Genomic DNA, 18,086 nt, shown 5'->3' on the forward strand with positions numbered 1-18,086 from the left:
GGGCATCTATGAGCTCAGTGCAGTACCCCACCCGGTTGCCTTGCGGCAGCCGGGTTCTTGATTTGTCGCATACCCATGTCATGGGTATTCTCAATATCACCCCCGATTCCTTCTCCGATGGCGGTCGCTTCAGTCAGCGCGACGAGGCCCTGCGCCATGCCGAAGCGATGGTGGCCGCTGGCGCAACGCTGATCGACATCGGTGGCGAGTCCACGCGCCCAGGTGCGCGTGCAGTGTCGGTGACCGAGGAGCTGGAGCGTGTGGCGCCAATGGTCGAGGCCATCAACAGTCGTCTCGACGTGGTCATTTCGGTCGATACCTCCACGCCTGCTGTCATGCGTGAAGCAGCCCGCCTGGGTGCCGGGCTGATCAACGACGTGCGGGCCCTGGAGCGCGATGGTGCCCTGGACGCTGCGGCGGACACCGGTCTGCCGGTGTGCCTCATGCACATGCGTGGCGAGCCGGGTAACATGCAGGACGATCCGCATTACGAGGACGTGACCGCCGACGTCACCCGTTATCTAGAACAGCGGATGGCCGCCTGCGCCGCAGCGGGCATCGATGCTGACAGAATCATCCTTGACCCGGGCTTCGGTTTCGCCAAGACACTGGCGCACAATCTGAGCCTGTTCAAGCACATGGACGCGCTCTATCGCCTTGGGCGCCCACTGCTGGTGGGTGTTTCACGAAAGAGCATGATCGGCCTGACGCTGGAACGTCCGGTCGGCGAGCGCTTGTACGGCAGCCTTGCGCTGGCGGCGTTGGCCATGACCAAGGGAGCGAGCATCCTTCGGGTACATGACGTGGCCGAAACCGTTGATGTGGTGCGCATGATCGCTGCGGTGCAAAACGCCGAATAAGAACATTGGAGTCCCTATGAGCAGAAAATACTTTGGTACCGACGGCATTCGTGGCCGCGTCGGCGAATACCCGATCACGCCTGACTTCATGCTGAAGCTTGGCTGGGCGGCCGGCATGGCCTTCCGCAAGCAAGGGCACTGCCGCGTGCTGGTGGGCAAGGACACGCGTATCTCCGGCTACATGTTCGAGTCCGCACTCGAAGCCGGCCTGTCCGCGGCAGGTGCCGATGTGATGCTGCTCGGGCCGATGCCGACACCGGCCATCGCTTACCTCACGCGTACCTTCCACGCCGAAGCCGGCATCGTCATCAGTGCCTCGCACAACCCGCACGATGACAACGGCATCAAGTTCTTCTCGGGCCAGGGCACCAAGCTGCCGGACGAGGTCGAGCTGATGATCGAAGAGCTGCTCGACCAACCGATGACCGTTATTGAGTCGGGCAAGCTGGGCAAGGTTTCGCGTATCAACGATGCCGCCGGCCGCTACATCGAATTCTGCAAGAGCAGCGTGCCGAGCAGCACCAGCTTCGAAGGCCTCAAGCTGGTGGTCGACTGCGCCCATGGTGCGACCTACAAGGTTGCGCCCAGCGTATTCCGTGAGCTGGGTGCCGACGTGACCGTGCTGCATGCGCAACCGGATGGCCTGAACATCAACGAAGGTTGCGGCTCGACACACATCGAATCGCTGCAGGCCGCTGTACTGGTCGGGCACGCCGATCTCGGCATTGCCTTTGACGGTGACGGCGATCGCGTGCTGATGGTCGACCACACGGGCGCCATCGTCGATGGCGACGAGCTGCTGTTCATCATCGCTCGCGACCTGCAGGAGCATGGCAAGCTGCAAGGCGGGGTGGTCGGTACGCTGATGAGTAACCTGGGCCTGGAGCTGGCGCTCAAGGACCTGGACATCCCGTTTGTGCGGGCCAAGGTCGGCGACCGTTACGTCATGGCCGAGCTGTTGGAGCGTGAATGGCTGGTCGGCGGTGAAAACTCCGGTCACGTCGTGTGCTGCAACCACACCACCACCGGCGATGCGATCATTGCCGCGCTGCAGGTGCTGATGGCGCTCAAGCGCCGGGGTGAAACCCTGGCCCAGGCCCGTCAGGCCCTGCGCAAGTGCCCACAGGTGCTGATCAATGTGCGCTTTGGCGCCAGCAAGGTCGACCCGCTGGAGCACCCCGCCGTCAAGGAAGCGAGTGCAAAGGTTACCGATGCGCTGGCGGGGCGTGGTCGCGTGCTGTTGCGCAAGTCCGGTACCGAGCCGCTGGTGCGGGTCATGGTTGAGGGCGAAGACGAAAGCCAGGTGCGGGCCCATGCTGAAGCACTGGCCAAACTGGTCAGCGAAGTTTGTGTCTGAAGGCGCTTGCCAGCGCAGATCTGGTTGGGTAAGATCTGCGCCCACTTTGACCGACGAGGTAAAGCATGCGTCGCCCTATGGTAGCTGGTAACTGGAAAATGCACGGTACCCGCGCTAGCGTCGCTGAGCTGACCAAAGGCTTGAGTAATCTCGCCTTGCCGAGCGGAGTGGAAGTCGCCGTATTTCCACCAGCCTTGTTCATCAATCAGGTGATTGATGGCCTGGCAGGTAAAGAAATTACTGTCGGTGCACAGAATTCTGCTGTACAACCCGAACAGGGTGCGCTGACCGGGGAAGTTGCTCCCGAGCAGCTGGTTGAAGCAGGTTGCAAGTTGGTGTTGATTGGCCATTCGGAGCGTCGCCAGATTATTGGTGAAACCGACGAAGTGCTCAATCGCAAGTTTGCAGCAGCCCAGGCCAAAGGCTTGAAGCCAGTGCTTTGCATAGGGGAAACCCTTGAGGAGCGCGAGGCTGGCAAAACGCTCGAAGTTGTCGGGCGTCAACTAAGCAGTATCATCGAAGCATTCGGTGTTAAGGCTTTTGCCGATGCAGTAATTGCCTATGAGCCTGTATGGGCCATCGGTACAGGCCTTACGGCCACGCCACAGCAGGCCCAGGATGTGCACGCCGCCATCCGCGGCCAGTTGGCGGCAGAAGATGCTGAAGTGGCTGCGAAGGTGCAGTTGCTATACGGCGGCAGCGTGAAGGCGGCCAATGCGGCCGAACTGTTCGGCATGCCGGATATCGATGGGGGGCTCATTGGTGGGGCTTCCCTGAACGCAGACGAATTCGGTGCAATTTGTCGCGCCGCAGGAAACTGAACAAATGCTGGAAACAGTCATCGTTGTTTTTCATCTGTTGGCAGCGCTGTCGCTTGTAGTGCTGGTTCTGTTGCAACAGGGTAAAGGTGCTGAAGCAGGTGCATCTTTCGGCGCGGGGGCTTCAAATACCGTGTTCGGGAGCCAAGGCTCTGCAACGTTCCTAAGTAAATTAACTGCTATACTCGCTGCCACTTTCTTTTTGACAGCACTTGGGTTAGGATACTTCGCGAAGCAACAAGCTCACCAGCTTAGCCAAGCAGGTCTTCCAGATCCAGCAGTGCTAGAAGTGAAAGAGCCGCAAAAACCGGCAGTTAATGATGATGTACCGGTGCTCCAGCAGCAGAAGAGCGAAACCACCAGTAATACGGGTGATGTACCTCCTCCGGCTCAAGAGCAGAAGTAACGGGTTTCAAGTAGTAGTATTGCCGAGGTGGTGGAATTGGTAGACACGCAACCTTGAGGTGGTTGTGCCCATAGGGTGTAGGGGTTCGAGTCCCCTTCTCGGTACCAATTAAAGCTTGAGAGCCCGCTTTAGCGGGCTTTCTTGTAGGTGAATGTTTGGATTTGACCCTCAACAGGGTTCGGTCTTATACTTTTGCCCCAGCTTTGTCGCGGGGTGGAGCAGCTTGGTAGCTCGTCGGGCTCATAACCCGAAGGTCGTTGGTTCAAATCCAGCCCCCGCAACCAGCTTCAGCGGAGCCCCTTTTCAGGGGCTTTTTGCTAACCGAACAGTTTCGGCGTCGTTGTCCTACGGCGCTTTCAGGGATGGGCGCTTCGCCCATTTTTTATTTGCACAGCATGCACGAGGGGGTTCAGGTGTCGAGCAAGCTAGAACAGTTGCAGGCCTTGTTGGCCCCGGTTGTCGAGGGTCTGGGCTATCAGTGCTGGGGGATCGAATACGTTTCCCAGGGTAAGCATTCGGTACTGCGCATCTACATCGACAAGGAAGGCGGTATTCTGGTGGACGACTGCGAAGCAGTCAGCCGTCAGGCCAGCGCAATCCTCGATGTGGAAGATCCAATCAGCAGTGAGTACACCCTCGAGGTGTCTTCTCCAGGCATGGATCGCCCACTGTTCACGCTGGAACAGTTTGCCTCGCATGCCGGCGAACAAGTGAAGATCAAGCTGCGCTCACCCTTCGAGGGTCGTCGTAACTTCCAGGGCCTTCTCCGCGGTGTGGAGGAGCAGGATGTGGTGGTCCAGGTGGACAACCAGGAGTTCCTGTTACCGATCGACTCGATCGACAAGGCCAATATTATTCCCAGTTTTGACTGAGACGTGCCGGGCCCGGCGGACTATCCGGGCCCAATGGCTTGCGCAAGGCGAGGCGTACGATGAGCAAAGAAGTACTGCTGGTTGTTGAATCGGTATCCAACGAAAAAGGTGTACCGCCCGGCGTCATTTTCGAAGCGCTGGAAGTGGCCCTGGCCACTGCAACCAAAAAACGTTTTGAAGACGAAGTCGACCTACGTGTGGAAATCAACCGCCACACCGGTAGCTACGAGACTTTCCGTCGCTGGACCGTGGTCGACGAAGCCGATCTTGATGATCCGGCGATCGAGACCTGGCTGGACAAGATCAAGGACACCCACCCTGAAGCCAAGGTCGGTGACGTGATCGAAGAGAAGATCGAGTCCATCGAGTTCGGTCGTATTGCCGCCCAGACCGCCAAGCAGGTCATCGTGCAGAAGGTCCGTGAGGCCGAGCGTGCCCAGGTGGTCGATGCCTACCGTGAGCGCGTTGGCGAGATCATCTCCGGTACCGTAAAAAAGGTTACCCGCGACAACGTCATCGTTGACCTGGGCAACAACGCCGAGGCCTTGCTGGCTCGCGAAGACATCATTCCGCGCGAAACCTTCCGTGTTGGCGTGCGCCTGCGTGCGCTGCTCAAGGAAATTCGCACCGAAAACCGTGGCCCACAGCTGATTCTGTCGCGCACCGCGCCGCAGATGCTGATCGAGCTTTTCCGCATTGAAGTGCCGGAAATTGCCGAGGGCCTCATCGAAGTCATGGCTGCTTCCCGTGATCCGGGTTCGCGAGCCAAGATTGCCGTCCGCTCCAAGGACAAGCGTATCGATCCGCAAGGTGCCTGTATCGGCATGCGTGGTTCGCGCGTCCAGGCCGTATCCGGGGAGCTGGGTGGTGAGCGTGTGGATATCGTCCTGTGGGACGATAACCCGGCGCAGTTCGTCATCAACGCCATGTCGCCGGCTGAAGTCGCGGCGATCATCGTTGATGAAGATGCCCATGCCATGGACATCGCCGTCGCCGAGGACAACCTGGCCCAGGCCATTGGCCGTGGCGGTCAGAACGTTCGCCTGGCCAGTCAGTTGACCGGCTGGACCCTGAACGTGATGACCGAGAAGGACATCCAGGCCAAGCAACAGGCCGAAACCGGTGACATCCTGCGCAATTTCATCGAGGAACTGGAAGTCGACGAGGAGCTGGCCCAAGTGCTGGTCGACGAAGGCTTCACCAGCCTTGAAGAAATTGCCTACGTACCGTTGGAAGAAATGCTCAACATCGATGGCTTTGACGAAGATATCGTCAATGAGCTCCGCGCTCGAGCCAAGGACCGTTTGTTGACCAAGGCCATCGCTACCGAAGAAAAACTGGCAGACGCCCACCCGGCCGAAGACCTGCTCTCCCTTGAGGGCATGGACAAAGACCTGGCGGCTGAACTGGCGGTGCGCGGCGTGGTTAACCGCGAAGACCTGGCCGAGCAGTCGATCGACGATCTGCTCGACATCGACGGCATCGACGAAGAGCGTGCCGGCAAGTTGATCATGGCCGCCCGAGCCCACTGGTTCGAGTAATTAGGCGCGGCCTGAGGAGAGAAGTGCATGACGCAAGTCACGGTGAAAGAACTGGCCCAAGAGGTCGAGGCACCGGTAGAGCGCCTGCTGCAGCAGATGCGTGAGGCAGGTCTGCCGCACACCGACGCCGGTCAGGTAGTGACCGACAATGAGAAGCAGACCCTGCTGACTCATTTGAAAAGCAGCCACAAGAGCAAGGCGGAAGAGCCGCGCAAGATTACCTTGCAGCGCAAAACCACCAGCACCCTGCGTGTCGCCGGTAGCAAGAGCATCAGCGTAGAAGTACGCAAGAAGAAAGTTTTCGTGCAGCGCAGCCCTGAAGAAATCCAGGCTGAGCAGAAGCGTGAGCTGGAAGAGCGCCGCGCGGCTGAAAATGCCGCTCGCGACAAGGTCGAGGCCGAAGTTCGCCAGCGCAACGAAGAGCAGGCTCGCCGTCAGGCGGCCGGCTCCACCGCCGCCGCCCCTGCGCCTGCTGCCAAGCCAGAGCCGGCTCCTGCCGCTGCTCCGGTCGCTGCTCCGGCCCCGGTAGTCGCAGACGCCCCGGCCTCTGAAGACGCCGCAGCCCGTGCTGCCGAGCGCAAGAAAGACGAGACCCGTCGCAACGAAAGCCGTACCCGTGATGACGACCGTCGTCGTGGCGAAGCGCCTCGTGTGTCGATCAAGGTCAAGGTCAAGGAGAAGGAAAAGGCGCCGACTCCGCGTGCTGCTCCGCGCACTACCGACGAAGAGAGCGATGGCGCTCGTCGTGGCCGTGGTGGCAAGAGCAAGCTGAAAAAGCGTAATCAGCACGGCTTCCAGAACCCGACCGGCCCCGTCATCCGTGACGTGACCATCGGCGAGACCATCACCGTCTCCGAGCTGGCCAACCAGATGTCCGTCAAGGGCGCTGAAGTGGTCAAGTTCATGTTCAAGATGGGGACCCCGGTCACCATCAACCAGGTGCTCGACCAGGAAACCGCTCAGCTGATCGCAGAAGAGCTGGGCCACAAGGTCACGCTGGTCAGCGACACCGCCCTGGAAGACTCCCTGGCCGAATCGCTGAAGTTCGAAGGCCAGACCGAGTCGCGTGCGCCGGTGGTTACCGTCATGGGTCACGTTGACCATGGTAAGACCTCGCTGCTCGACTACATCCGTCGTGCCAAGGTTGCCGCTGGCGAAGCCGGTGGTATCACCCAGCACATCGGTGCCTACCACGTGGAAACCGACCGCGGCATGGTCACCTTCCTCGATACCCCAGGTCACGCTGCGTTTACCCAGATGCGTGCCCGTGGTGCCAAGGCGACCGACATTGTCATCCTGGTGGTGGCGGCGGACGACGGTGTGATGCCGCAAACCCGCGAAGCCGTTCAGCATGCCAAGGCAGCCGGTGTTCCGCTGGTCGTTGCAGTGAACAAGATCGACAAGCCAGGTGCTGACCTCGATCGCATCCGTAACGAGCTGTCCGTCGAAGGCGTTACCTCCGAGGACTGGGGTGGTGACACGCCGTTCGTCAAGGTTTCGGCGAAGATGGGTACCGGTGTCGACGAGCTGCTCGAAGCCGTTCTGCTGCAGGCCGAGATCCTCGAACTGACCGCTACCCCAACCGCGCCAGGTCGTGGTGTGGTTGTCGAATCGCGCCTGGACAAGGGCCGTGGCCCGGTGGCGACCATCCTGGTTCAGGACGGTACCCTGCGTCAGGGCGACATGGTCCTGTGCGGCTCCAACTATGGCCGCGTACGTGCCATGCTCGACGAGAACGGCAAGCCTGTGAAGGAAGCTGGCCCGTCGATCCCGGTCGAAATCCTCGGCCTGGACGGTACTCCGGAAGCCGGTGACGAGCTGTCCGTGGTTGCCGACGAGAAGAAAGCCCGTGAAGTTGCCCTGTTCCGTCAAGGCAAGTATCGCGAGGTCAAGCTGGCCCGTGCTCACGCCGGCAAGCTGGAAAACATCTTCGAGACCATGGGTCAGGAAGAGAAGAAAACCCTCAACATCGTTCTCAAGACCGATGTGCGTGGTTCTCTGGAAGCGCTGCAGGGTTCGCTCGGCGGCCTGGGCAACGACGAAGTGCAAGTGCGCGTGATTGGTGGTGGCGTCGGTGGTATCACCGAGAGCGATGCCAACCTGGCGCTGGCTTCGAATGCAGTACTGTTCGGCTTCAACGTGCGTGCCGACGCCGGTGCGCGCAAGATCGTCGAGCAGGAAGGTCTGGATATGCGTTATTACAACGTGATCTACGACATCATCGAAGACGTCAAGAAGGCCCTGACCGGCATGCTCGGCAGCGATGTTCGTGAGAACATCCTGGGTGTCGCCGAAGTACGTGACGTGTTCCGTTCGCCGAAGTTCGGCGCCATCGCTGGCTGTATGGTCATCGAGGGTACCGTGTACCGCAACCGTCCGATTCGCGTACTGCGTGATGACGTTGTGATCTTCGAAGGCGAGCTGGAATCGCTGCGTCGCTTCAAGGACGATGCTTCCGAAGTCCGTTCGGGCATGGAGTGCGGTATTGGCGTCAAGAGCTACAACGACGTCAAGGTCGGCGACAAGATCGAAGTCTTCGAGAAAGTCCAGGTGGCTCGTACCCTTTAAGGGCGAGCGAGCCGCAAGCGCCTGCTACAGGGCGGCTTGCGGTACCTCTTCAGGTAGCGCCCGGTCAGGCATTCGTCTGTCCGGGCGTTTGCCGCTTTAAGTTACAGGTAGCAAGAATGGCCAAAGAATATAGCCGTACCCAACGTATTGGCGATCAGATGCAGCGCGAGCTGGCCGAGCTGATCCGTCGCGAAGTCAAGGACCCGCGTGTCGGTCTGGTGACTATCACCGCCGTGGACGTGAGCCGTGACCTGGGCCATGCCAAGGTGTTCATCACCGTCATGGGCGAGGAAACCCCGGATGCCGTGCAGCAATCGCTCAAGGCATTGAATAGCGCCGCCAGCTTCCTGCGTCTGCACCTGGGGCGTTCGATGCAACTGCGCAGCGTGCCGCAGCTGCACTTCCATTTCGATGAAAGTGTCAGCCGTGGTGTGCACCTGTCGGCGCTGATCGAGCGTGCAGTGGCCGAAGACCGCCTGCACAAGGATGCCGACGAGTCGGACACCAAGGAGTAAGCGGTGGCCCAGGTCAAACGTATCCGCCGCAATATCAGCGGCATCATCCTGCTCGACAAGCCGCTGGGCTTCACGTCCAATGCCGCCTTGCAGAAAGTGCGTTGGTTGCTGAACGCGGAAAAGGCCGGCCATACCGGTAGCCTCGACCCGCTGGCGACCGGCGTGTTGCCGCTGTGCTTCGGTGAAGCGACCAAGTTTTCGCAGTACTTGCTGGATTCCGACAAGGGCTACGAAACCGTCATGCAGATGGGGCAGACTACCAACACCGGCGATGCCGAGGGTGAGGTGCTGCAGACCCGCGACGTGACCGTTGGTCGCGCCGACATCGAAGCGCTGCTACCCCGTTTCCGCGGCCCGATCAGCCAGATACCGCCTATGTACTCGGCGCTCAAGCGTGACGGCCAGCCGCTGTACAAACTGGCACGTGCAGGAGAGGTAGTGGAGCGCGAGGCGCGTTCTGTTACTATTAACCGCTTGGAGTTGCTCGAGTGCGAAGGCACCCGTGCACGGTTGAGCGTAGGATGCAGCAAAGGCACCTATATCCGCACGCTGGTGGAGGATATCGGTGAAGCCCTTGGTTGCGGCGCCTATGTCGCCGAGCTGCGCAGGACCCAGGCAGGGCCCTTTGCGTTGGCACAGACGGTCACCCTCGAGGAACTCGAACAGGCCCATGCCGAAGGTGGCAACGAAGCGCTCGACCGCTTCCTGATGCCATCGGACAGCGGGCTGCAGGACTGGCCGTTGGTCAGCCTGTCGGAACACAGTGCGTTCTACTGGCTGCATGGCCAGGCGGTACGCGCGCCGGACGCGCCACAATTTGGCATGGTGCGGGTACAGGATCACAATGCACGCTTCATCGGTATCGGTGAGGTGAGCGAAGACGGGCGCATTGCGCCGCGTCGGCTGATTCGGTCGGAATGACCGAAACCGCGGGGTCAGGCAGTTGCCGAGCCCCACGGCATCAAGGGTGGCTGTCAGTAGGCACGGTCACACCTTTTTTATTAATACAGGGATTTGTCCCTGGCCTATTGGACCCCGCTTGCGGGATCCGTTATCAGGAGAAGCCAAATGGCCCTCAGCGTTGAAGAAAAAGCTCAGATCGTTGCCGAATACCAGCAAGCCGCCGGCGATACCGGTAGCCCGGAAGTGCAGGTTGCTCTGCTGACCGCCAACATCAACAAGCTGCAAGGCCACTTCAAGGCCAACGATAAAGACCACCACTCCCGTCGTGGTCTGATCCGTATGGTCAACCAGCGTCGTAAGCTGCTGGATTACCTGAAGGGCAAAGACACCACTCGTTACAGCGCCCTGATCGGTCGCCTGGGCCTGCGTCGCTAATAGCGGCCTGGTCAGTGGTGTGCGTGGGGTGTCGCAGGCTTCGGCAGGGCTGTTTTGCAGCGCTGCCGTTGGGCACTTCACGCGTATCTCCGAGGTTGGCAGCCTGGCAATGCTGAGCGGTTTTTCCGCTTGGTGCCAGGCTCCCAGCCTCGTGTTGTATCTGGACGGTCAATGGGGCCGATTCCCCGTTCTGCCCAAGAATTCGCAAGAAACCAGTTCCCCCAAGAGCCACTGAAAAAGGTAGGAAACCGTGAACCCGGTAATCAAGACTTTCCAGTTCGGTCAATCGACCGTCACTCTCGAAACGGGCCGTATTGCCCGTCAGGCAACCGGCGCCGTGCTGGTTACCGTCGACAACGACGTCACCGTGCTGGTGACTGTGGTAGGCGCCAAACAGGCTGATCCAGGCAAGGGTTTCTTCCCGCTGTCGGTTCACTACCAGGAAAAGACCTACGCCGCTGGCAAGATCCCAGGTGGCTTCTTCAAGCGTGAAGGCCGTCCTTCCGAGAAAGAGACGCTGACCTCGCGCCTGATCGACCGTCCGATCCGTCCGCTGTTCCCGGAAGGCTTCATGAACGAAGTGCAGGTCGTCTGCACCGTGGTTTCCACCAGCAAGAAGACCGACCCGGACATCGCTGCGATGATCGGTACCTCGGCTGCCCTGGCCATTTCCGGTATTCCGTTCGAAGGCCCAATCGGCGCTGCCCGCGTTGCCTTCCACGAAAGCACTGGCTACCTGCTGAACCCGACCTACGAGCAACTGGCTGCCTCGAGCCTGGACATGGTCGTTGCCGGTACCTCCGACGCCGTACTGATGGTTGAATCGGAAGCTCAAGAGCTGACCGAAGACCAGATGCTGGGTGCCGTACTGTTCGCCCACGACGAATTCCAGGCTGTTATCCAGGCTGTCAAAGAGCTGGCTGCCGAAGCTGGCAAGCCGACTTGGGACTGGAAACCTGCCGTTGCCAACACCGAGCTGTTCAATGCTATCCGCGCCGAGTTCGGCGAAGCGGTTTCGCAGGGCTACACCATCACCGTCAAAGCCGACCGCTATGCGCGTCTGGGTGAGCTGCGTGACCAGGCGGTTGCCAAGTTCTCCGGTGAAGAAGGCCAGCCTTCGGCTTCCGAAGTAAAAGACATCTTCGGCGAAATCGAATACCGCACCGTTCGCGAAAACATCGTCAACGGCAAGCCACGTATCGACGGCCGCGACACCAAGACTGTGCGCCCGCTGAACATCGAAGTGGGTGTGCTGCCGAAAACTCACGGTTCGGCACTGTTCACCCGTGGCGAAACCCAGGCCCTGGTCGTTGCGACCCTGGGTACTGCCCGTGATGCCCAGCTGCTGGACACCCTCGAAGGCGAGAAGAAAGACCCCTTCATGCTGCACTACAACTTCCCACCGTTCTCGGTAGGTGAGTGTGGCCGCATGGGCGGTGCTGGCCGTCGCGAAATCGGCCACGGCCGTCTGGCCCGCCGTTCGGTTCAGGCCATGCTGCCTGCTGCTGACGTGTTCCCGTACACCATCCGTGTGGTTTCGGAAATCACCGAATCCAACGGTTCCAGCTCCATGGCTTCGGTCTGCGGTGCTTCCCTGGCCCTGATGGACGCCGGTGTGCCGATGAAGGCGCCAGTTGCCGGTATCGCCATGGGCCTGGTCAAGGAAGGCGACAAGTTCGCAGTCCTGACTGACATCCTGGGTGACGAAGACCACCTGGGCGACATGGACTTCAAGGTAGCCGGTACCGCCAAAGGCGTCACCGCGCTGCAGATGGACATCAAGATCAACGGCATCACCGAAGAGATCATGGAAATCGCCCTGGGCCAAGCCCTGGAAGCGCGCCTGAACATCCTCGGCCAGATGAACCAGGTCATTGGCCAGTCGCGTACCGAACTGTCGGCCAACGCCCCGACCATGATCGCGATGAAGATCGACACCGACAAGATCCGTGACGTCATCGGTAAAGGCGGCGCCACCATTCGCGCCATCTGCGAAGAGACCAAGGCTTCGATCGACATCGAAGACGACGGCTCGATCAAGATCTTCGGCGAAACCAAGGAAGCGGCAGATGCTGCCAAGCAGCGCATCCTGGGCATCACCGCCGAGGCCGAGATCGGCAAGATCTACGTCGGCAAGGTCGAGCGCATTGTCGATTTCGGCGCCTTCGTCAACATCCTGCCTGGCAAGGACGGCCTGGTGCACATCTCCATGCTGAGCGATGCTCGCGTCGAGAAAGTCACCGACATCCTCAAAGAAGGCCAGGAAGTCGAAGTGCTGGTACTGGACGTGGACAACCGCGGCCGTATCAAGCTGTCGATCAAAGACGTTGCTGCGGCCAAGGCCTCGGGCGTCTAAGTGACCGTCACGCAATAGAGAAAGGGCCCTTCGGGGCCCTTTTTTCATGGGGGCGGGAACCTTTTGCGGACTTGCATCTTGCATGCAGGTTTACCGCGCAGATTGCAAAATGCACGACCGCAGCAGTGATGGCGTGTTGCTAACTGATTGATTTAAAAGGAAATAAACGAAGAAGCCAAGCTGGCACAGCCCATGCAACTACCTTCATACCTGACGCCAGGACATACGGCGCAGACCCTTCGAAAAACAGGAGTGACCCACATGAAGAAGTTCGCCATTGCTGCCGCTACTGCTACCGCTCTGACCCTGACCATGGCTAACGGTGCATTCGCCGCTGAGCCAACCCAGGCTCCAGTCATGTTGGCGGCCAACACCGTCGACAACGCCAAGCAAGAAGGCTCCGACACTTGGATCACTACCAAGGTCAAAGCTGATCTGCTGACTGAAAAAGGCATCCCAGGCAGCGACATCAAAGTCGAGACCAGCCAAGGTGTTGTTTCGCTGTCTTCTGATGTGAAGGTTACCGAATCGCAGAAAGCAGAAGCGGTGCGCATCACCAAGAACATCAAAGGCGTCAAGAGCGTAATGTCTGACGGCCTGAAAGCCGAGTAAAGGAATGTCCCGTCGGCCAAATGGATTTGGCCACTTTCAGCAAAGCCCTGGCCCGTGCCAGGGCTTTTTCTTGCGCTCAATACACTGGGTTGCGCGCGATCACATCGCTTTCGAAGCATTCCTGTTCAAGGATCAGAGGCTCCACCAATGGGCGGCTGTCGCGAAAATGCGCGGTCTGGGTATGCGCTTCATACGCAGCATCATCGCGGTAGATTTCGTACAAGTAGATCACCTCCGTATCGACCCGGTCCTGCGACACATCGAACACCAGACAGCCAGGCTCACTCGCCACGGAAGCTGCAGCATTGACCTTGATTGCACTCAGGAAAGCTTCGGCGCATCCAGGCTTCACTCGGGTCTTGATGAACAGGCTATACACAAATCTCTCCTTTTGTTTTAAATTCAATAATGAATTGTATACAATAATGGAGCTTCGCCAATGTCCGAATTGCCTGCACGCCCTGGCCGCCTGAATGGCTTGCGCCACATCGCCCTGCTGGTGCCTAACCTGGAAGAGTGTGAACGCTTCTACGTCGATGTGCTGGGCATGGAAGTGCTGAATCGCGCCAATGAGGACCTGGTGTACCTCACTTGCGGTAACGACAACCTCTCATTGGGACGTGGGGCAGGGGCGGCCAACGGGTTGCAGACCCTGGATCACTACGGGTTCATTGTCGACAGCGTGGAGGAGCTGGAGGCCTGGTATGCGTACTTCAAGGCCCGTGGCGTGACCTTGCTCGACCGGCCGTTCAACCATGGTGACGGCGCACGCAGCTTCCACCTGCTGGACCCGGCCGGGAACAAGGTTCAACCGTTGTATCACCCGGCGGTGTCGGGGCAGCGGTTGGTTTGAAGCCCGTGCTGGCCTCTTCGCGGGCACGCCCGCTCCCACAGGTAGTGCGCAGGCCTGTGGGGGCGGGCGTGCCTGCGAACAGGCCAGGCCTGCCAGAGGGGATTACTCGGCATCCAGGTGCATCGGTGTCACCACCCGGCCATCGCTTTGAGGCTGCCCCAGGCTGGTATCGATGAAGTACACCCGGTCGTCTTCCAGCTTGCCCTTGTCGACCAGGTAGTCCTTGATGCTGCTGGCCCGCTCCTGCCCCAAGGTACGCAGCAAGGCGGTACTCTCGGCCCACGACTTGATCACGGCCTCGCGCAGCTTGGCGGCGCGTTCGTCACGGCCCAACTGCTCCCATTCGGCAGGCGGCTGCTGCTTCAGGCGGGTGCGGTAGATGCCTTCGAGCATCGCCGGTTTGTCACTGTCGTCAACCACCAGCATCGAGGCATTGGCCGGCACCTTGTCACCCCGTCGCTGCAGGATCTTGTACCAGGTGGCCTGGTACTCACGCTCAAGGCGCTGTTGGGCAATCAGCGGGCCGTCGCTGGCCTGGGCGCTGGTGCCTTCGATTTCCAGGCGCAGTTCCGGGCGCTCTTTCAGCGCGGATGCCAGCTTGTCCAAGGACGACTGGGCCTCGCCGCTGAGTTCGCTGGAACCGGGGGCGAACGCCACGTTGCCAAGGTCTTCCGAGCTACCGCCGCTGATCAGCCCGCCAATGAATTTGAATGGCGCCTGCGCCGCGCGCAGCACCAGGTTGCGCAGGGTTTGCCAAACAATCGGCATCACGCTGAATTGCGGGTTGTTGAGGTCGCCAGACACCGGCAGCTCGATCGAGATCTTGCCCTCGGTATCCTTCAGCAATGCCACCGCCAGGCGGATTGGAAGGTCGACCGCATCCGGGCTGTCGACTTTCTCGCCCAACTGCAGTTGCTCCACTACTACCTTGTTCTCGGCCTTGAGCTGGCCGTTGGTGATCAAGTAGTGCAGGTCCAGGTTCAGCCGCCCCTTGCGGATGCGGAAACCAGCGAATTTGCCGGAGTAGGGCGTCAGCGTGGTCAGCTCTACGCGCTTGAAGCTGGTGGCAATGTCCAGGCTGGCCAGTGGATTGAACGGGTTGAGTGCGCCCTTGATGGTAACCGGTGCGTAGCGGTCTACCTTGCCCTTGACGTCGACCTTGGCCGGCTGTGGCTTGCGGTTGTCGATGGTGCCGATCTGCCCGTTGAGTTGCTGGATGGCTGTGGCGAAGTTGGGGGTTAGCGACAGGTCGGCAAAGTTGGCCGAACCGTCATTGATGTCGATCTGCCCGATATGGATGCCAAGCGGCTTGTTGCTGCTGGCCGTGGTCGGCTTGGGCTGGCGGCTCGCCGGGGCGTCGGCCGGTTGCGGGATCAGCAGATCATTCACGTTAGTAGTGCGGTCTTCGTTGATGATGAAGCGTGCATAGGGCTGCAGCAGGGTCACCTTGTCGATCGACAGAGCATCGCCGTGCACGTAGGACAAGCCGTCGACGTTCACCTGCTGCCATTTGACGAAGTCGCGGCTCTTGATGGTGTCGAGGGTATGCAACTGGCTGACCTGCGCCTTGCCGGTCACATTGAAGGCCAGCGGCGCGGTGTTCTTCAGGTCGACCTTGAGGTCGCTCGAGAGCATGCCGCTGCGCAGCTCCAGCAGGATGAACGGGCTGATGTAGGCCTGGGCTACACGCAGGTCGATGTCGCGGGTGCTCACATCCAGCTTTGCCCATATCGGTGCCAGGTTGACCTGGCCTGCAGCCTGCAGCTTGCCTTGCTTACCCACACCTGTATCGAGTTTGAGGGTGAAGGGCGACTGGTTGAGGCTGTCGAAACCTTGCAGGTCGGCATTGAGAGGGCCAAGGTCCAAGGCTACCGGTGCCTTTTGGCTGCGATCTTCCAGGTGTACCAGGTAGTTGCGCAACTGCACGTCCTTGAGCAGCACTTGCCAGGGTTTGCTTGGCTCTTTGACCGCTTTCTCTTCAGGCGTAGGTGCTGCGGCCGCCGGCTCGGCCTTTTCCTTCGGCGTTGCTTTGGCGGGTTGGCTGGCGAACAGCTTCTGCCAGTCGAGCTGGCCATCTTTTTCCAGCGCCGCCCAGGTTTCGAGCTTTTCGCTGCGAACCTTGCCCACCGTGACCTGCTGCTTGACCAGGTCAATGGAGGTTTCGCTAACCTCCAGGCTGGCCAGGCGTGCCAACGGTCGGCCATCCGGCGCCTTGATCGCGAATGGCGCGATGCGCACGGAGACGTTATCCAGCAGCAGCTCGGTCTGTTTGGCGAGGTTGAGCTTATAGTGCGTATCGAGGCTTACCACGCCGTCTTCCAGCACCAGTGGCACGGCATCGCGCACGTAGGGCCAGAACAGCTTCATCTTTCCGTCAGTGACCTTCAGTGTGCCTTCGGAGGCGATCGGCGACAGGCTCAGCGTGCCCTTCCAGTCGATGCGTCCGCCATTGGGGCCGCTGGCCACCAAGGTCATGTCGGCGTTGTCGTTGGGCAGGGTGCTGAGGTTTTTCAGCTCCAGATTCATGTTGTCGTAGAGGAACTCGATCGGCTCGCTGGGCCGCAGGTCCTCGAAGTGCAGGTAGCCGTCGACGAGCTTGATGCTGCCAATACGCAGCGGGAACGGGTCGCTGGGCGGCTCTTCGGGTTTGGCTTCGCTGGCCGGTAGTTTGAACAACCCGGTCAGGTTGAGGGTACCGTCCTTGGCGAACAGCACTTCGTTGCGCGGTTTGTCGAGCTCCACCGCTTCCAGATGCAGGGCTTTTGTCCACAGGCTGTCGAGCGAGGCGTTAGCGTAAAGACGCTCGAAACCGACCTGCTCCTTGCCCGGCTCGCCGATCTGCAGGCCCCACAGCGTCAGCTCGAGGCTGAATGGGTTGAGTTCGATCCGTTCGAGGTGGGCCGGCACGGTGGCGTATTGGGCCAACTGCTGGTTGGCGATGCGCAGTGCGACACCGGGAAGAATGAGAAAGCCGAGCAGGCTATACAGGGCTACCAAGGCCACGATTGCGCCAGCGGCGCGAGTCAATCCTTTGTACATGTGTCGCTTCGTCTGTCTAAGCAGGAGTGCTTGGAGTATGGCACGTTAAATCAGTTCCGCAGGGGGCACCCTTTTCGCTCAATCAATGCCCATGCGCCGTTTGGCCCGGTGTGCCGAGCCGTCGCGCATTGCCCAGCGAAGTACCGGCGCGGTGCGGCGCAGGCCCAGGCGGATCAGGCGCTGCTGCAGGGGCCCGTGCTGCAGGCCGAGCAGTGCCTGGGCCCAGCCGGGCAGCAAGTCGATACCCGCGTGCAGCATCAGTTTGCCAACTGGCTGTGCCAGGCGGCTGGGGGCAGGGGCGTCGAGCAGGATTCGCATGACCTCATGGCTGCGCGCATCACAGTGCAGCTGCGGGCGTATGCGTTGCAGATAGTCTTCAACTTGCTGGCACGAGCGCGGCACGTCACGGGCACCGAGGCGCTCGGCGATCAGGGCGATTTCGTTGTAATAGGCATCCTGCTCGGCGCGTGGCAGGTGTGGGTTGCGGTAACGCAGGTGGGCGGCGAGGAAACGGCTGACCTCCGCTACATGCACCCAGGTCAACAGATCCGGGTCGCTGGCCGCATAAGGGCGGCCATCCGGTGCAGTGCCGGTGACCTGCAGGTGAATGGTGCGCACTTTGTCGATCAGCCACTCGGCATCGCCAGTGGCGCCGAAGGTGGTGCCGGAAATGAACTGGCTGGTGCGGCGCAAGCGGCCGAGCAGGTCTTCACGAAAATTGGAGTGGTCCCACACACCGGCCAAGGCCAGGGGATGCAACAACTGCAGCATCAGCGCGCTGATGCCACCGACCAGCATGCTCGGGAAGTCGCCATGTACCCGCCAGCTAATACTGTGCGGGCCGAACAGGCCGGGGTCGCCCTTGGGCGATTCCAGGTCGAGCTGGCCGAGGGCCAGCCCAGTGAGGCTCATGACCTGGGTTTCGATACGGCGACGAAGGGCTTCCATGGC

16 protein-coding genes and 2 tRNA genes are annotated in these 18,086 nt (G+C 60.3%); 15 read left to right on the forward strand and 3 right to left on the reverse strand.

Going from position 1 to position 18,086, the window contains the following annotated elements; genetic code table 11:
- Positions 1-8: 8 nt before the first annotated feature.
- The 14 genes from folP (at position 9) to AC3WLP_RS14465 (ending at position 13,243) form a co-directional block, all read left to right on the forward strand.
- Positions 9-860, forward strand: coding sequence for a dihydropteroate synthase (folP, locus tag AC3WLP_RS14400; RefSeq protein ID WP_012053748.1), 852 nt, complete (start codon positions 9-11; stop codon positions 858-860).
- A 16-nt stretch (positions 861-876) separates the two neighbouring features.
- Positions 877-2,217, forward strand: coding sequence for a phosphoglucosamine mutase (gene glmM, locus AC3WLP_RS14405; protein ID WP_012053747.1), 1,341 nt, complete (start codon positions 877-879; stop codon positions 2,215-2,217).
- Positions 2,218-2,282: 65 nt separating this feature from the next.
- Positions 2,283-3,038, forward strand: a complete 756-nt coding sequence (tpiA, locus tag AC3WLP_RS14410) for a triose-phosphate isomerase (protein ID WP_003249956.1) — start codon at positions 2,283-2,285, stop codon at positions 3,036-3,038.
- Positions 3,039-3,042: 4 nt separating this feature from the next.
- Positions 3,043-3,441: a preprotein translocase subunit SecG gene (gene secG, locus AC3WLP_RS14415; protein ID WP_003249958.1), complete on the forward strand. Its 399-nt coding sequence runs from the start codon at positions 3,043-3,045 to the stop codon at positions 3,439-3,441.
- 21 nt (positions 3,442-3,462) lie between these two features.
- Positions 3,463-3,548 (forward strand) — tRNA-Leu (locus AC3WLP_RS14420).
- 100 nt (positions 3,549-3,648) lie between these two features.
- Positions 3,649-3,725, forward strand: a tRNA-Met gene (locus AC3WLP_RS14425).
- A gap of 129 nt (positions 3,726-3,854) precedes the next feature.
- Positions 3,855-4,313 carry a ribosome maturation factor RimP gene (rimP, locus tag AC3WLP_RS14430; RefSeq protein WP_003249960.1) on the forward strand — a complete coding sequence of 153 codons (459 nt, stop codon included), beginning with the start codon at positions 3,855-3,857 and terminating at the stop codon, positions 4,311-4,313.
- Positions 4,314-4,372: 59 nt separating this feature from the next.
- Positions 4,373-5,854 (forward strand): transcription termination factor NusA, encoded by a 1,482-nt coding sequence (gene nusA / locus AC3WLP_RS14435; RefSeq protein WP_003249963.1) that lies wholly within the window; start codon positions 4,373-4,375, stop codon positions 5,852-5,854.
- A 27-nt stretch (positions 5,855-5,881) separates the two neighbouring features.
- Complete coding sequence (gene infB / locus AC3WLP_RS14440; RefSeq protein WP_004575779.1) at positions 5,882-8,422, forward strand: translation initiation factor IF-2; 2,541 nt, start codon at positions 5,882-5,884, stop codon at positions 8,420-8,422.
- 116 nt (positions 8,423-8,538) lie between these two features.
- On the forward strand, positions 8,539-8,937 hold the full coding sequence (gene rbfA / locus AC3WLP_RS14445; RefSeq protein ID WP_003249967.1) for a 30S ribosome-binding factor RbfA: 399 nt from the start codon (positions 8,539-8,541) through the stop codon (positions 8,935-8,937).
- A 3-nt stretch (positions 8,938-8,940) separates the two neighbouring features.
- Positions 8,941-9,858, forward strand: a complete 918-nt coding sequence (gene truB, locus AC3WLP_RS14450) for a tRNA pseudouridine(55) synthase TruB (protein ID WP_012053746.1) — start codon at positions 8,941-8,943, stop codon at positions 9,856-9,858.
- Positions 9,859-10,005: 147 nt separating this feature from the next.
- A complete protein-coding gene (rpsO, locus tag AC3WLP_RS14455; protein WP_003249971.1) occupies positions 10,006-10,275 on the forward strand; it encodes a 30S ribosomal protein S15 in 270 nt (89 codons plus the stop codon).
- A 250-nt stretch (positions 10,276-10,525) separates the two neighbouring features.
- Positions 10,526-12,631, forward strand: a complete 2,106-nt coding sequence (gene pnp, locus AC3WLP_RS14460) for a polyribonucleotide nucleotidyltransferase (protein WP_004575780.1) — start codon at positions 10,526-10,528, stop codon at positions 12,629-12,631.
- Positions 12,632-12,892: 261 nt separating this feature from the next.
- The gene (locus AC3WLP_RS14465) at positions 12,893-13,243 is read left to right on the forward strand and encodes a BON domain-containing protein (RefSeq protein WP_003249976.1); all 351 of its coding nucleotides are present in this window, start codon (positions 12,893-12,895) and stop codon (positions 13,241-13,243) included.
- A gap of 76 nt (positions 13,244-13,319) precedes the next feature.
- Here AC3WLP_RS14465 and AC3WLP_RS14470 read toward each other — a convergent pair whose 3' ends face one another.
- Positions 13,320-13,622 (reverse strand): heme-binding protein, encoded by a 303-nt coding sequence (locus AC3WLP_RS14470; RefSeq protein ID WP_088513241.1) that lies wholly within the window; start codon positions 13,620-13,622, stop codon positions 13,320-13,322.
- Positions 13,623-13,682: 60 nt separating this feature from the next.
- Between AC3WLP_RS14470 and AC3WLP_RS14475 the strand changes: the two genes are divergently transcribed.
- Positions 13,683-14,096 (forward strand): VOC family protein, encoded by a 414-nt coding sequence (locus AC3WLP_RS14475; RefSeq protein WP_019752964.1) that lies wholly within the window; start codon positions 13,683-13,685, stop codon positions 14,094-14,096.
- Between the two features lie 102 nt (positions 14,097-14,198).
- Here AC3WLP_RS14475 and AC3WLP_RS14480 read toward each other — a convergent pair whose 3' ends face one another.
- Together AC3WLP_RS14480 and AC3WLP_RS14485 are read right to left on the reverse strand one after the other, a co-directional pair.
- On the reverse strand, positions 14,199-17,135 hold the full coding sequence (locus tag AC3WLP_RS14480; RefSeq protein WP_012053744.1) for a DUF748 domain-containing protein: 2,937 nt from the start codon (positions 17,133-17,135) through the stop codon (positions 14,199-14,201).
- Positions 17,136-17,213: 78 nt separating this feature from the next.
- Positions 17,214-18,083, reverse strand: a complete 870-nt coding sequence (locus AC3WLP_RS14485) for an oxygenase MpaB family protein (RefSeq protein ID WP_012053743.1) — start codon at positions 18,081-18,083, stop codon at positions 17,214-17,216.
- Positions 18,084-18,086 lie beyond the last annotated feature (3 nt).

This window comes from Pseudomonas sp. FW305-E2 (assembly GCF_058782925.1).